The sequence below is a fragment of the Nocardia sp. BMG111209 genome, assembly GCF_000381925.1.
Taxonomy (GTDB): domain Bacteria; phylum Actinomycetota; class Actinomycetes; order Mycobacteriales; family Mycobacteriaceae; genus Nocardia.
The window spans coordinates 1,331,614-1,345,445 of sequence record NZ_KB907308.1 but is presented as its reverse complement, the minus strand read 5'-3'; the positions used below and the strand labels follow the sequence as shown (position 1 = coordinate 1,345,445).

The window sequence follows — 13,832 nt, the reverse complement described above, 5'->3', positions numbered from 1 at the left end:
CGCACAGGGGGTTCCGGCTACACCGGCGGGGCGATGAACAGCCCCTTGTCCGGGTCGTTGAACGATCTGGCGGCCACGAATTCGTTCATCTCGTTCGCGGTGCCCCACTGGTCGGACACCTCCGGCCGGGAGAAGTCGTACAGGTGCGGGTGCCAGCTGTCCTCGTCGATCAGTTCCAGCTCGGTGGTGTATTCGACGGTGTTGCCGTGCGGATCGAGGAAATAGCTGAAGGTGTTGTTACCGGCCAGATGTCGTCCCGGGCCCCAGATCTTCTCCACCCCGGCGCGCAGCATCCGGCCGGTGCCGCGCAGGTATTCGTCGATCCCGCGCAGCTCGAACGAGGCGTGGTGCAGCGAGGCGTGCGGGCCGCGCGCGATCGCGAGGCTGTGGTGCCAGCGGTTGATCCGCAGGAAATACATCATCTCGCCCATGCGGGGATGCATGAGGATGTCCGACAGCCGGAAGCCGAGATGCCGCTCGTAGAACGCCCGGGTCTGTTCCGGCACAGCCGAATTGATCACCACGTGCGACAGCCGCACCGGAACGGATTCGCCCGCTTCGATTCTGCGATGGGCGCGGACGGCCACGTCGGCGCTGACCTCGACGGTGCGGCCCTCGTTGTCGAAGAAGCGGAAACCGTAACCGCCGCCGGGGGTGTCGAGCGTGCCGGGCTCGGTGACCAGCCGGACGTCGTCGGCCGCCAGCCGGGCGGCCAGCGCGTCCACGTCGGCGGGGGTGGCCGCGCCGAAGGCGATCAGGTCGATGCGCTTGTCGGCGGCCTGCCGCAGCCGGATCACGTACTGCTCCGGTGAGCCCTCGGCCGCCAGGAAGGCCAGCCCGCTGTCGGTGTGCTCGGTGGTCAGACCCCAAGTGCCGGTGAAGAATTCCTGCTGCCGGGCCAGGTCGGGTACGGCCAGGTCCAGGTGGCGCAGGTGGGTGATCGGACGTTCGGTCATGATGTTGTTCCTTCCGGAATCAGGACGGTCGGGCGACCAGGGCGGCGACGCCACCGATCAGGCCGGGCACATCGCCGGGTTCGTGGTCGAGCAGCCAGTCGCCGAGCTGATTGGAGGCGTCGACCACCGCCTTGGCCCGCACGTAGCGGCGGGCGGTATACGCGGACCACAACCGGTCGTCGAGAACATCGGCGGCGCATAGCAGTTCGGCGAGAACAGTGGCGTCCTCCAGCGCCTGCGCCGCGCCCTGGGCGAGGGTCGGCGGGCAGGAGTGGGCGGCGTCGCCGACCAGCGCGACCCGGCCGCGATGCCACGGCGGCGCGAGCACATGGGTCTCGAATCTGGTGTAGTGCACCCGATCCGGATCGTCGAGCGTCTCGCGGATCTCGTCCCACGGACCGTGGTAGGCGGCGGCCAGCTCGCGCATGGTCGCCAGCCGCTGCTCGGGGCTCAGCCCGCTGCGGTCGCGGACGGGCTCGACGATGTACGCGTACAGCGAGTTCGCGCCGGTCGGGCAGTAGCCCGGCGATGTAGGAGGGTCCGCCGTAGAACAGGTCGGTGCGGGTCACCGACGCCGGTCGCGGGCCGAAGGCGCGCCAGATGGCCATCCCGGTCTCCCGGATCGCCAGTTCGATGCCGACCTGGCGCCGGGTCGCCGAGCGGATGCCGTCGGCGCCGATCACCAGGTCGTAGCGTCCGGTCGCGCCGCCGCCGAAGGTGACATCGACGCCGTCGCCGTCCTGGCCGAGCTCGGTCGTGGTGGTACCGAAACGCACGGTGACCCCGGCCCGGACGGCGCGCTCGTGCAGGATCGCGGCCAGCGCGGGCCGCGGCATACCCAGGCCGGCGGGCAGATCCGGTCCGCCGGTCCGCAGGTCGGGCAGTTCCACGAGCAGGGTGCCCGCCGGATCCGGGGCGCGCAGGCCGAGGCTGTCGAACGAATAACCCTCGGCGGCAACCCGATCCCACACACCGAGGCGATGCAGTTCGCGCAAGGCATTGCCCTGCAGGGTGATTCCGGAGCCGATGGTCGAGATGTCGGGCTTGGCCTCGATCAGGTCGACCGCGACGCCACCGTCGGCGAGCGCGATCGCGGCCGCTGTCCCGGCGATGCCGCCGCCGACGACCAGGACGTTGTGCACGGCTGTCACAGGGGACTCCCTTGTCCGATGAAGCGATGAGATGTGGACCACTCTCCCGGAGGCAGGACCATCAGGGAAGCTGAAAATGGTTATGCACTGCATAGATCTCATGGATATGCTGTGCCTCGTGAACCTGACCCGTTTGGACCTGAATCTGCTGGTCGCGCTGGACGCGCTGCTGGAGCAGCGCAGCGTCACCCGCGCCGCCGATCAGATGGGCCTGAGTCAGCCCGCGGTGTCGGCGCAGCTGGCCCGGCTGCGCCGACACTTCCGCGACGATCTGCTCACCCGGGTGGGCAATCAGTACCGGCTCACGCCGCTGGCGGTGCAGCTCAAGGACCGGGTGCGGGTGGTGCTGTCCGGGGTGGAGCGGGTGTTCGCCGCCGAGCCGGATTTCGATCCGGCGTCGGCCACGCGCGAATTCTCCTTGGTGGTCAGCGATTACAGCATCGCGGTGCTGGGCGCCGCGATCAGCGAGCTGTTCGCCGCGGAGGCGCCGGGGTGCCGGTTGCGGCTGTCGGCGAACACCCCGCAGAAGATCGACAGCATCGATCAGGTGCTGGTCACGACCGATCTGCTGCTGATGCCGCACGGCTTCCTCGACAACCTGTCCTACCGGGACCTGTACCGCGACGAATGGGTCTGCCTGGTCGCGGCCGGCAACGACGAGGTCGGCGCCGAGCTGACCATCCGGCAACTGGAGACCATGCCGTGGGTCGCCACGTACTACAGCCCCACGGCCTCCACACCCGCGGCCCGGCAGCTGCGGATGCTCGGCATCCAGCCGCACGTGCAGGTGGTCACCGAGAACTTCCTCACCGTGCCGGGTCTGGTGGCCGGTTCGAAACGGGTGGCCCTGTATCAGCGCCTGCTGGCCGACCGCCTCCCCGCGGAACTGGGTGTCCGCGCGCTGCCGTGCCCGTTCGCCGCCGGTCCGCTGCTCGAGGCCATGTGGTGGCATCCGATCCACGACGACGATCCGGAACACCGATACCTGCGCGATCTGGTGACCCGTGCGGTGACGAGCCTCGGCCTGCCGGCCGGCGGAGCGTGAGAAGGCTTCGCCCGCAGCCTATTTCACCGCGACCGGATTGACCGGGGAGCCGACGGCGCCGGTGATCGGCAACGGCGCCGCGGTGAGCCAGAATTCGTAGCGTCCGTCGGCGGCGCAGTCGGCCGCCAGCGCGTCCAGATCCCACATCTCGCCGATGAGCAGGCCGATGTGCGGGATCGCCACCTGGTGCAGGGGCTGGAAGGCATCGTCGAATTCGTTGGGCCGTACCTCGAATCCCCACGTGTCGGTGGCAATCGCGGCGATCTCGCTGTCACGCAACCACTGTGCGGTGGTGAACGACAATCCCGGCGCCGCGCCGCCGGCGTATTCGCCCCAGCCCGCGTGCCGGACCCGGGACAGCTGACCGGTGCGCACGGTGACGATGTCGCCGCGTCCCACCGCCACCCCGTGCGCCGCCGCGGTGGCGAGCAGATGGTCGGTGGTCACGGCGAAACCGTCGGGCAGTTCCCCGTTCTCGCCGATCACCGTGCCGACGTCGAGCAGGACGCCGCGACCGGCCACATGCGGGGCCATATGCTCGATACCGGTCACCAGATCGCCGTCGGAGGTGACGGTCTTCGCGGCGTCGCGGCCGTTGTAGGCGCGGCCGTGGTCGAAGATGTGGCCCAGTCCGTCCCATTGCGTCGAGCACTGCAACGGCATCGCGATCACGTCGTCGGCGCCGCCGATGCCGTGCGGGAAGCCCTGATTGCCCGCGGCCGCATCGGTTCCGGTGTCGAGCATGGTGTGCACCGGATTGGTGCGCCGCCGCCAGCCCCGCTGCGGGCCGTTCATGTCGAACGACTGCGACAGTGAGAAACTCACCCCGCGCCGGATGAGAGCCGCTGCGGCACGGCGGGTTTCGGGGGTCAGGTGATTGAGGGTGCCGAGTACGTCGTCGGCGCCCCAGCGGTACCAGTTGGAACACAGCCGCGCGGCGCGGGCGATGCTGCCCTCGGGATCGGTGCGGTCGATCGAAACGGTCATGACGGACTTCCGGGAGAAGGGAAGCGGTCGGCGCTCACGGCCGCCGCCACGGGCTGATCTCGTGCGCCGGCGGGCCCGCGACGATCCGGTTGCGGGTCTCGCCGAGGACGTCCACCGTGGTGACGACCTCGTCCCCGGGCTGCAGCGGCGGGTGGAAGCCGTCGCCGTGCCGGCCCCACATCTCCGCCAGGCAGCCGCTCCCGCACGTGCCCGAGCCGAGCAGGTCACCGGGACGGATCCAGGTGGCGCGGGCGGCGTAGGCGGCCAGCGCCTCGAAGCTCCACGCCATGTTGTGCAGCGAATCCTCGCCCAGCACAACACCGTTCACCGACACTCGCATGGTCAGGTCGTAGGACGGCCCGGACCGGCGGGACGCGAGTTCGTCCGCGGTGACGAACAGCGTGCCGAGCGCGGTGGCGGTGTCCTTGCCCTTGGCCGGGCCCAGCCGCAGCCGCATCTCGTGGAACTGCACGTCACGGGCCGAATAGTCGTTGAGGATCACGAATCCCGCGATATGCCCGGCGGCCTCCTCGACGCTCAGATCCCGGCCCGCGCGGCCGACGACCGCGGCGACCTCCAGTTCGTAGTCGAACCGGTGGCAGTGCGGCGGGATCGGCACGTCGTCGTACGGACCGGTCACTGCGTACGGATTGGAGAAGTAGAAGGTGGGGATCTCCCAGAACTCCGGCGGGATGCCCGCCCCCGGATCGGTGGTGCGCACGATGCCCGCGGTGTGTTCCGGGAAGGTCGAGAAATCCCGGATCGTGGGCGGTTGCAGCGGCGCCAGCAACCGTGCGGCGTCCGGTTCGGTCACCGTGCGCCGGGTCCGCAGCGCCTGATCGGCCAGCGCGTGGAGCCGGCCGTCGTGGGCCAGTAGTTCGGGCAGTTCCGCGGTGGTGGGCAGATCCACCAGCGCGCCGGCGTCGTCCAGCACGGCGAGCCGGGGTCCCTCGGCGGTCGAACGCCGGGCAAACCTCATGGCGACCTCCTCGTCGGTTCTCGGCTCGATGCTAGGGAGGCGCGGGTCACAGCGGAAGGCGATATCCGTGCTAGTGGGTATAAGCCGCGTCGATACCTGTCACATATCCGGCCCGGCGCGCGTCTCATGAGCGATCTGCCGATCCGACAACGAGGAGAAGACCATGCCGTCCACCCCCGAGACGACGAACAAGGAACTTTTCGCCCGCTTCCACCGGGCCGTCAACACCGGCGACGCGGCCGTGATCGCCGCGACGATCGACGAACTCGTCCATCCCGACGTGGAACTGCACACCTCGCTGCCGGTGCCCGAACCGGGGGTGCGGGCCTTCCACTACGTCTGGACCCTGTTGTTGCGCGCGTACCCCGACGTACAGGTCCACGTCGAGGATCTGATCGCCGAGGGGGACAAGGTGGTCGCCCGGTCGGTGGTCACCGGCACCCATCGCGGCGAATACCTCGGCATGGCGCCGACCGGCCGGTCGGTGACCTACAACGAGATCTTCATCGTCCGCATCGCCGACGGCCGCATCATCGAGACCTGGGGCGTGGTCGACGTCCTCGCCCAGCTGCGGCAACTCGGCGCGATCACGCTGTAGCCGCACGGGGGCATCCGGAGAAATCCGGGCGCCCCCTTGCGCCGAAGATAGTAAGCGCGCATACTATTCCTATGACACAGATCGCCACCGCCTCCGCCGTCTCGACCGCCGCCCCCGCTGCCTTCTTCGCCACCTGGGCCGATATGGCCGCCTGGCCGGAATGGAACGCCGACACCGAATGGGTCCGCCTGGTCGGCCCGTTCGAACAGGGCGCCACCGGCACCCTCAAACCGAAAGGCGGCCCGAAGGTTTCGTTCGTCGTCGCCACGCTGACCGATTCCGAATTCGTCGACGTGTCCAAGCTGCCGGGCGCGCGGCTCACCTTCGCGCACCGCGTCGAGGTCACCGCCGCGGGCACCGAGGTGTCGGTGACGATCTCGATGTCCGGTCCGCTGCACCGGCTCTGGGCGAAGGTGATGGGCGCCGGTCTGGCCGCGAGCGTCGGCCGCGACCTCGAGGCGCTGGTCCGCACCGCCGAAAACCGTACCGCCACCGACTCGATGCCGGCCTGAGCGGCCGCGTCACAGACGAGGAGAACACACCATGACCCGATACTGGCTCGCCGTCGTATCCCGCGACCACGTCCACCGCGCGAGGGAACTCGGTATCGCACAGGCGAATCACGGCAAGCGCACCGCCGTCGAGCGGATGGGCCCCGGCGACGGCCTGGTGTACTACTCGCCCCGCACCGGAATCCGTGCGGGAGAGCAGATCCGGGCGTTCACCGCGTTGGGCTCGGTCGACGCGGCCGAGCCCTGGCAGGCCGACGACCAGGGCGGCGGCTTCCGGCCGTGGCGCCGCGCGGTGACGTATCGCGATGCCGCACAGGAGGTCCCGATCGACACGGTGCGCGGCGAACTGGAGCTGACCGCCGTGCCGAACTGGGGAATCGTGTTGCGGCGCGGCCTGATCGAACTGGGCGAGCACGACTTCGCCGTCATCGAGCGGGCCATGGTGGGCGAATGAGGGATCCGGACGGCGGCCTGCACACCGAATACGACACCGCGGACGACAGTCCGGGCCTGCTGCTGTGGCAGGTGACGAATCGCTGGCAGGCGGCGCAGCGCGCGGCGCTCGCGCCGTTCGGGCTCACCCACGTGCAGTTCGTGCTGCTCGCCTCCCTCACCTATCTGACCGCGGCCGCCGGCGACGATCACGTCCAGCAGCGCGACCTGGCCGCCTACGCCGCCACCGACCCCATGATGACCTCGCAGGTGCTGCGCGCCCTGGAGCAGAAGGGGCTGATCGAGCGCCGCGACCATCCCGTCGACCGCCGCGCCAAATCGCTGGTCCCGACCGAAGACGGTGTGGCCCTGGCGAATCGGGCGATCGTCGCGGTGGAGTCGTGTGATCGCGAATTCTTCGCCCCGCTCGGCGAGCGCACCGGCGAATTCGCCGCCGCCCTGCTCCGGTTGCGCGACCGGACCCGGGCGGCGGGCACGCAGCCCGGCGAATAGTTCGCACCGTCGCGTACCGGCCGGCTCGCCGACACCCACCGGACCGATCGTCGTGGCACGATACGGCGGCGACTCGCGAATATCGGCCGTCGCGCGCGGCCCGGTTCGGATCGCGATACTCGGTGAGTGAGATGTCATTTATCGTTCACCGGCCGCGTCCCGGCGCGTCAGAAACGCCGCCTACGTTCCCGGCTCATGTGTGCTGTTGCGATCGACCGGCTCGGCGCCCGGGTTGTGGTCGAGGGTCTGCGGCGCACGTACGCTGACGGCAGCGGGTTGCTGCCCACCGACCTGGTGATCGAGCCGGGGGAGTTCCTCTCCGTCCTGGGTCCGTCCGGTTGCGGCAAATCGACGCTGCTGCGGCTGCTGGCCGGGCTGGACCGGCCGCAACAGGGCCGCATCCGGTTCGGGGACGCGGTGGTGTGCGATGTCGAGCGGGGTATCTTCACGCCGCCGCGGGAGCGCGGACTCGGCATGGTGTTCCAGGATCTGGCGCTCTGGCCGCATCTGAGTGTGGCCGCCAACGTCGGCTTCCCGTTGCGGGTCGCGGGGGTGCCGCGGGCGGAACTGGCGGCCCGGGTCGCCGAGGTGCTGCGGCGCGTGGAACTCGATGCCGCCGCGGGGAAGATGCCGCATCAGCTCTCCGGCGGTCAGCAGCAGCGCGTCGCGATCGCCCGCGCGCTCGTGGCGCGGCCGGGCCTGCTGTTGCTCGACGAGCCGCTGTCCGCGCTGGATGCCGCACTGCGTGAGCAGTTGCTCGGTGAAATACGATCGCTGGCAACCGAATTCGGTGTCACCACGGTGTTCGTGACGCACGACCGCGCCGAGGCGCTGAGCGTATCGGACCGGATCGTGGTGCTGCGGGCCGGCCACATCCTGCAACACGGCAGCCCGGAACAGCTCTACCGCGAACCCGCGGACGCGTTCGTCGCCGAATTCGTCGGCACCTTCAATCCGCTGCCCGGCGGCGGTGGCGTACGCGCCGAACAGGTTCGGCTGCTCGACGACGAAACATCCACTGCCGCCGATGAATTGACCTTCGGTGCGATCGTCCGCGCCGCGGTGTTCACCGGCGGGACCTATCGGTTGCGATGCGAGGTCGACGGCGTGCCGCGGCACTGGGTGGTTCCGCATCCACGCGCACAGGATCCCGGCACCGCGGTGCGGCTCGCCCTCCGCACCGCCGACGTCATCACCCCGGCCTCCTGAGCTGCCGTCGCGCGGCCCTTCGAAAGGAAATCCCGATGTCCCTGTCCCGCCGTGCTTTCGCCGCGGCCGTGCTCACCTCGGCGCTCGTCGTCGCGGGCTGTGGCTCGGCCCAGGACGCCGCCCCGGCCGTGCAGCCCGCCGCCACCTGGACCGCCCCCGCCGGACTGACCGGTGCGCTGACCCTCTATTCGGCCAACCCGCAGGAACTCACCGACGACCTGGTGGCGGCGTTCACCAAGGCCACCGGCGTGAAGGTCGACGTGTTCGCGGGCGAGACCGGCAAGGTCACCGCGAAACTCGATGCGGAGTGGGCGAATCCGAAGGCCGACGTGGTGTACCTGGCGTCCTGGTCGCCGGCCGCCAAGTACGCCGCCGACGGCCGCACCCTCGCCTACCGTCCGCAGGACGCGGCGCAGGTGCGCGCCGGCTGGGCCGGTAGGGACGACGCGTTCACCGGCCGGGACGGCTCGGCGCTGACCATCGTGGTGAACACGAAAGTCGCACCGGGACAACCGAAGGACTGGTCGGACCTCACCGCCCCCGAATACCAGGGCAAGGTGATCATGCCGGATCCGCGCGAGTCCGGGACCGCGCGCGACCTGATCGCCGCGATGACCGCCGCCTGGGGCAAGGACAAGACCTGGGACCTGTTCGACCGGCTGTTCGCCGACGGCATGGTGGTGCACGGCGCCAACGGCCCCGCGCTCGACGACGTCACCGCGGGCTCGCACGCGGTCGTGCTCGGTGGTGTCGACTACTCCGCCTACGCCGCGATCGACAAGGGTGAACCGCTGCAGGTGATCACCCCCGCCTCGGGTACCACGATCACCCCGCGACCGGCCTTCATCGTCAAGAGCACCAAGAACCCGGCGGCGGCGAAAGCGCTGATGGACTTCATGTTCTCGGCGCAGGGCCAGCAGATCTCCGCGGGCCGCAAGATGATTCCCGGCCGCACCGACGTCCCCGGCGCCGCCGGGACCCGCGCCTACGGCGACATCAAACAGCTGAACTTCACCTGGGATCAGGTGCAGGCCACCGGCTCGGCCGTACTCGACGAATTCACCAAGCGGTACCTGGCCAAGGCGTGACACCCGGTCCCGGCCGCGCCGGAACGGGTTCGCGAACCCGTTCCGGCGCCGCGGTTCTCACACTGCTGGCCGTGCTGGTGGTGGCCGTCGCCGTACCGCTGGCGGCCGTACTGGTCCGGGCGGTCACCGGATTCGACGGCAGCCCTTCGGCACTGGGCGAGTTGACCCGGCCGGCGAATCTGCGGATCGTCGGCAATACGGTGCTGCTGGGTGTGCTGGTCGTGGTCGTCGCCACCGCGATGGCCGCGCCGCTGGCCTTCTGCATGTCGTGGACGTCGATGCGGCGGCACCGCTGGATCGATATCGCCGTGATGGTGCCGTTTCTCACCCCGCCGTACGTGGCGGCCATGGCCTGGCTGGATTTCACCCGGGTCAACGGTCTCGCCGAGCAGTGGTTCGGCCCGGCCGGACGCGCGGCGCGCGCGGTGGTGGAGACGCCGTTCGGCATGGCGGTGATCATGGCGTGCGAGGTCTTCACCTTCCTGTATCTGTTGCTGCGCAACCGGCTCGACGCCGTACCGGCCTCCGCCGACGAGATGGCCGCGGTCGCCGGGGCCTCGGCGTGGCAGCGGTTCCGGCTGGTGCTCGCCCCGCTGCTCACCCCCACCTACGCGCTCGGCGCGCTGATCGTGTTCATTCGCGCCGCAGGCGAATTCGGCACACCGGTGACCCTCGGCAACCGGATCGGCTTCCCGGTACTGGTGTCGCAGATCTACGCGAACGTCACCATCGATCCACTGAATTTCCCTCGGGCGGCGGCCTTTTCGACGGTCCTGCTGGCGCTCGGCACGACGGTCTGGGGCCTGCAGCAGTGGGTGGGCCGCCGCGAGGTGTCCTTCGGCGGCCGGGTGGCCCGCCGCGCGAGCGTCGCCGCGGGCCGGTGGGCCGCCGCGGGCCGGTGCTGGGTCGCGGTGGTGCTGCTGGTCTCCGTGGTGGTGCCGTGCCTGTCGGTCGTGCTGGGCGCGATGACGATACTGCGCTCGAAACCGCCTGCGCCGGACAACCTCACCTTCGACTACTTCGCCCGGGTACTGCGCGGCCGCGGCCTCGAGGCCCTGCAGAACAGTGTCGTGCTGGCCCTGATCGCGGCCACGCTGGCCACGGCGCTGGCGGTCGCGTGCACGATCGCGGTCGCGCGGCGCGGCGGCACCCGCTCCCGGCTGGGATCCACGGCCCGGCGCGGGATAGATCTGCTCGGTGTCGCCCCCGACACCGTGCCCGCCATCGTGCTGGTGATCGGCTTCATCTTCTTCTGGAACGCGCCGTGGCTGCCGGTCACCCTGTACGGCACCCGGGCCATGGTGGTGCTCGCCTACGTGGTGATCACGCTGCCGATGGTCCTGCAGAACGTGAAGGCGGCCCGCGCGGGCCTCGACGACCGGCTGCTGGAGGCCGCCGCGGCCGCCGGTGCGACCGCCTGGCAGACGTTGTGGCGCATCACTATTCCGCTGTTGCTGCCCGGTCTGGTGGCGGGCTGGCTGCTGGCTTTCCTGCTCGGTGTGCGCGAGGTGGTCGCCTCCTCGATGGTGCGGCCCGCCGCGTTGCCCCTGTTGTCGCCGTGGATCCTCGGTCAGTTCGACTCCGGTCATCGGGCCGAGGCGATGGCCATGACCGTGATCGGGATCCTCGGCTCCACCCTCATCCTCGTCGTTCTGGAATGGTGGCGAAACCGTATGAGCGAGAAGCGGATCCGATGATCAGGCTGGCACACGTCGCGGACGTGCACCTCGGGGCCCGGCTGCGGGCGACCCCCGACTACCCCGGTTGCCCGCCGATCGATCCGGTGGGAGATGCCTACGCCGCCTTCGAGATACTGCGGCAGCGCCTGCTCACCGGCGACTACGACGGCGTGCTGATCGCCGGCGACCTGTTCGATCGCCACGAACCCACCCCGCGTGCCCTGGCGGCCGCGTCCGCGGCGCTGGGCGACCTGCACGACGCGGGCATCCCGGTGGCGCTCGCCTGGGGCAACCACGACGCCGAATCGCCACTGCCCCGGCAACTCCGGCTGCCGCCGACCTGCTGGGTGGCGCCTACCGGCGCGGCCGGCACCCGGTACTGGCCCGATCAGGGCATCGCCCTGCACGCCCGCTCCGTCGACATGCCGGACGAGGTACGTGATCTCGCCGCCGACTACCCGAAGCCGGTGACGGGCTGGACCAATATCGGAATGCTGCACACCAGCCTCGGCGGTGAGCGCAGCCGCCGCGTATGCGCACCCACCACCGTGCCCACCCTCGCGGACCGCCGCTACGACTACTGGGCACTGGGACATGTGCACGAGCGCCTGGTGATCAACCCGGACCCGATGGTGGCCTTCGCCGGAAACCCGCACCCGGCCCGAAAATTCGAACGCGGCCCACGCGGCTTCCTCGAACTGCACTGCGCGGACGAGACCGTCACCGCACACGCCGTGGACACCTCCCCGATCGTCCGCGAAACCCTCACCGCCGAAACGGAATCCGATATCCGCGCACTGTTCGACGAATACCCGGCCGTAGGCCGGACGATCCTGTGGACCCTGTCCGGCCCCCCGGACCTCCTCCCGGCCGCGCGCGAAGCCGCCCGCGAGCACCCCGGATTCGCGGTCACGGGCAAGGGGAACGCGGCGGCGCACGGCGAATCCGACTGACGCCAGAGCGGCGCCTGCGGTTTTCGTCGTTCCGGTCCGAGATGTGAAGGCGCAGAAGCGTTGTCCTTGATCCCAGGGGTGGGCGGTGGATAAAGTCGGCGGCGGGGTTCGCTCGTGCCGGTCGACATTCCGGGGAGGACGGGGGAAGGCGTGGATGCATTGGCGGCCGGTCTGCCGATCGCGGTCGCGGTCGTCCTGCTGCTCACTCGGCGGGTCGGCGGGCAGGTGATCGCCGCGGTCACGCTGGTCGTGAGCGTCGTGGTCGCGGTCTGGTACTTCGACTTTCCGTGGTCCCGCCTGGCCGTGGGCTACCGGCATGCGCTGGGTACCGCGGTGGAGATCGCGATCATCCTCGCCGGTGGCTGCTTGCTGAATCGCGTGCTCGCCGCCGCCGGAACCTATGCGGCCGTGGCGGATTGGCTGCGAGGCACTCGGCGGGAGATCGACCGGACCGATGTCGTCCTGTTGATCGTGCTGGGTATCACGCCGTTCGCCGAATCGGTGACCGGTTTCAGGGTGGGCATCGTGATGGCGATCCCGTTGCTGCGCAGCGTCGGATTCTCGCCGTCGCGCGCGGCCGCGCTGGGACTGCTGGGCCTGGTCATCGTGCCGTGGGGTGCGCTGGCGCCGGGCACGCTGATCGCCGCCACGGTCACCGGCATCCCGGTCGACCGGATCGGCCAGGCGTCGGCGTGGCTGTCGTTGCCGGTGTTCCTGTGCTGCGGTGCGGCCGCACTGTGGGTCGGCTACGGGCGGGCCGCGTTGTCGCGGCTGCCCGACCTGCTCTGGTCGGCCGGTGCGCTGTGGCTCGGCGTTCTGGCGGCTCAATACGCGCTGGGCACACCGCCGGCCGGCGCGGTGGGCAGCGTGGCCGGGATCGCCGCGGGCACCGTGCTGTTGCGGCTGCGCCACGGCAGCCTCGCCCGTCCCGGCCCCCGGCTCGCCTTCCTGCTGTCCCCCTACGCGGTGCTGCTCGCCGGAATCCTGTTGGGCCGAATGATCTTTCGGCTCGCGAGCGGGCACGGCGCCGCGGTGGCGGTGCTGACGAGCCCGGCGTTGTGGTTGGCCGTCGCCGCCGGGTACGCGGTGGGGGTCGTTCTCGATCGGGAGCGGGTGTCGGTGACCCGGGCCGCGCTGGCGCAGTGGTGGCCCGTCGCGTCGACGACGCTACTGTTCCTGTTCGTCGGCACGACCCTCGCCGCGTCCGGCATGAGCGGTGCGGTGGCGGCCGCCGCCGGACACCTCGGCCCGGCCTATCCGCTGGCCGCGCCGTGGATCGGTGGCGTGGGTGGATTTCTCACCGGATCCAACTCCGGCGCCAACGCGATGTTCGCCGCGGGGCAGGCCGCCGCCGCGGCGAGCGTCCACCGCTCGGCGCTCGTGACGGTCGCGATCCAGAACGTGTCCGGATCCCTGCTCACCATGGCCTCGCTGCCCCGCTTGACACTGGCCCGCCAATTGGCAAGCGCCGCACCCGCCACCACGTCGGCGTCCCCCGCTTCCCCGGCCGCGAATCGAAACCACGATGCCGTGGACCGGAACCACGATGCAGCAGACCGGGATCGCGGTGCAGTGGACGCGGACCACGATGCTGTGGACCCGGATCGCGATGCTGTGGACCCGGATCGCGATTCGGTGTCGCGCGCGGTCCTCGGCGCCGATGCGGTTGTGCTGGTGCTACTGTCCGTAGTCGGCGTAGTGGCGAGCTGAGCAACTGTCGCGCAAGCGAT

15 protein-coding genes and 1 pseudogene are annotated in these 13,832 nt (G+C 70.2%); 11 read left to right on the top strand and 5 right to left on the bottom strand.

The annotated features are described in order from the left end of the window. Window positions 1-17: 17 nt before the first annotated feature. Both G361_RS0129890 and G361_RS51945 read right to left on the bottom strand, forming a co-directional pair. On the bottom strand, window positions 18-956 hold the full coding sequence (locus G361_RS0129890; RefSeq protein WP_019930818.1) for a VOC family protein: 939 nt from the start codon (window positions 954-956) through the stop codon (window positions 18-20). Between the two features lie 19 nt (window positions 957-975). Beyond that, window positions 976-1,383, bottom strand: coding sequence for an FAD-dependent monooxygenase (locus tag G361_RS51945; RefSeq protein ID WP_019930817.1), 408 nt, complete (start codon window positions 1,381-1,383; stop codon window positions 976-978). A 131-nt stretch (window positions 1,384-1,514) separates the two neighbouring features. On the opposite strand from G361_RS51945, the gene G361_RS51940 reads away from it, so the two are divergent. Then, entirely contained in the window at window positions 1,515-1,649 is a 135-nt protein-coding gene (locus G361_RS51940; protein ID WP_019930815.1) for a hypothetical protein, read from the top strand. Here G361_RS51940 and G361_RS51935 read toward each other — a convergent pair. Then, window positions 1,598-2,200: pseudogene (locus G361_RS51935) on the bottom strand (FAD-dependent monooxygenase); the annotation flags it as partial. The gene G361_RS51940 and the pseudogene G361_RS51935 overlap by 52 nt on opposite strands. A 25-nt stretch (window positions 2,201-2,225) precedes the next feature. On the opposite strand from G361_RS51935, the gene G361_RS0129880 reads away from it, so the two are divergent. Then, a complete protein-coding gene (locus G361_RS0129880; RefSeq protein WP_026343664.1) occupies window positions 2,226-3,152 on the top strand; it encodes a LysR family transcriptional regulator in 927 nt (308 codons plus the stop codon). An 18-nt stretch (window positions 3,153-3,170) separates the two neighbouring features. On the opposite strand, the gene G361_RS0129875 is transcribed toward G361_RS0129880, so the two are convergent. Together G361_RS0129875 and G361_RS45400 are read right to left on the bottom strand one after the other, a co-directional pair. Continuing rightward, complete coding sequence (locus tag G361_RS0129875; RefSeq protein ID WP_019930812.1) at window positions 3,171-4,139, bottom strand: cyclase family protein; 969 nt, start codon at window positions 4,137-4,139, stop codon at window positions 3,171-3,173. 34 nt (window positions 4,140-4,173) lie between these two features. Continuing rightward, window positions 4,174-5,118 (bottom strand): fumarylacetoacetate hydrolase family protein, encoded by a 945-nt coding sequence (locus tag G361_RS45400; RefSeq protein ID WP_036495598.1) that lies wholly within the window; start codon window positions 5,116-5,118, stop codon window positions 4,174-4,176. Between the two features lie 163 nt (window positions 5,119-5,281). On the opposite strand from G361_RS45400, the gene G361_RS0129865 reads away from it, so the two are divergent. The 9 genes from G361_RS0129865 to G361_RS45390 all read left to right on the top strand — a co-directional run bounded on the left by G361_RS0129865 (window position 5,282) and on the right by G361_RS45390 (window position 13,812). Next, window positions 5,282-5,716: an ester cyclase gene (locus G361_RS0129865; RefSeq protein WP_019930810.1), complete on the top strand. Its 435-nt coding sequence runs from the start codon at window positions 5,282-5,284 to the stop codon at window positions 5,714-5,716. 71 nt (window positions 5,717-5,787) lie between these two features. Continuing rightward, entirely contained in the window at window positions 5,788-6,228 is a 441-nt protein-coding gene (locus G361_RS0129860; RefSeq protein ID WP_019930809.1) for an SRPBCC family protein, read from the top strand. 31 nt (window positions 6,229-6,259) lie between these two features. After that, window positions 6,260-6,682 (top strand): EVE domain-containing protein, encoded by a 423-nt coding sequence (locus tag G361_RS0129855; RefSeq protein ID WP_019930808.1) that lies wholly within the window; start codon window positions 6,260-6,262, stop codon window positions 6,680-6,682. Then, window positions 6,679-7,173: a MarR family winged helix-turn-helix transcriptional regulator gene (locus G361_RS0129850; protein ID WP_019930807.1), complete on the top strand. Its 495-nt coding sequence runs from the start codon at window positions 6,679-6,681 to the stop codon at window positions 7,171-7,173. Before G361_RS0129855 ends, G361_RS0129850 begins: the two co-directional genes overlap by 4 nt. A 195-nt stretch (window positions 7,174-7,368) precedes the next feature. Further along, the gene (locus G361_RS0129845) at window positions 7,369-8,382 is read left to right on the top strand and encodes an ABC transporter ATP-binding protein (protein ID WP_155981847.1); all 1,014 of its coding nucleotides are present in this window, start codon (window positions 7,369-7,371) and stop codon (window positions 8,380-8,382) included. Window positions 8,383-8,417: 35 nt separating this feature from the next. Continuing rightward, on the top strand, window positions 8,418-9,470 hold the full coding sequence (locus G361_RS0129840) for an extracellular solute-binding protein (protein ID WP_019930805.1): 1,053 nt from the start codon (window positions 8,418-8,420) through the stop codon (window positions 9,468-9,470). Beyond that, window positions 9,467-11,167, top strand: a complete 1,701-nt coding sequence (locus G361_RS0129835; protein WP_019930804.1) for an iron ABC transporter permease — start codon at window positions 9,467-9,469, stop codon at window positions 11,165-11,167. The genes G361_RS0129840 and G361_RS0129835 overlap by 4 nt, the downstream gene beginning before the upstream one ends. Then, entirely contained in the window at window positions 11,164-12,102 is a 939-nt protein-coding gene (locus G361_RS45395) for a DNA repair exonuclease (protein ID WP_019930803.1), read from the top strand. The genes G361_RS0129835 and G361_RS45395 overlap by 4 nt, the downstream gene beginning before the upstream one ends. A 150-nt stretch (window positions 12,103-12,252) precedes the next feature. Then, window positions 12,253-13,812: an L-lactate permease gene (locus G361_RS45390; protein ID WP_019930802.1), complete on the top strand. Its 1,560-nt coding sequence runs from the start codon at window positions 12,253-12,255 to the stop codon at window positions 13,810-13,812. Window positions 13,813-13,832: the final 20 nt, after the last annotated feature.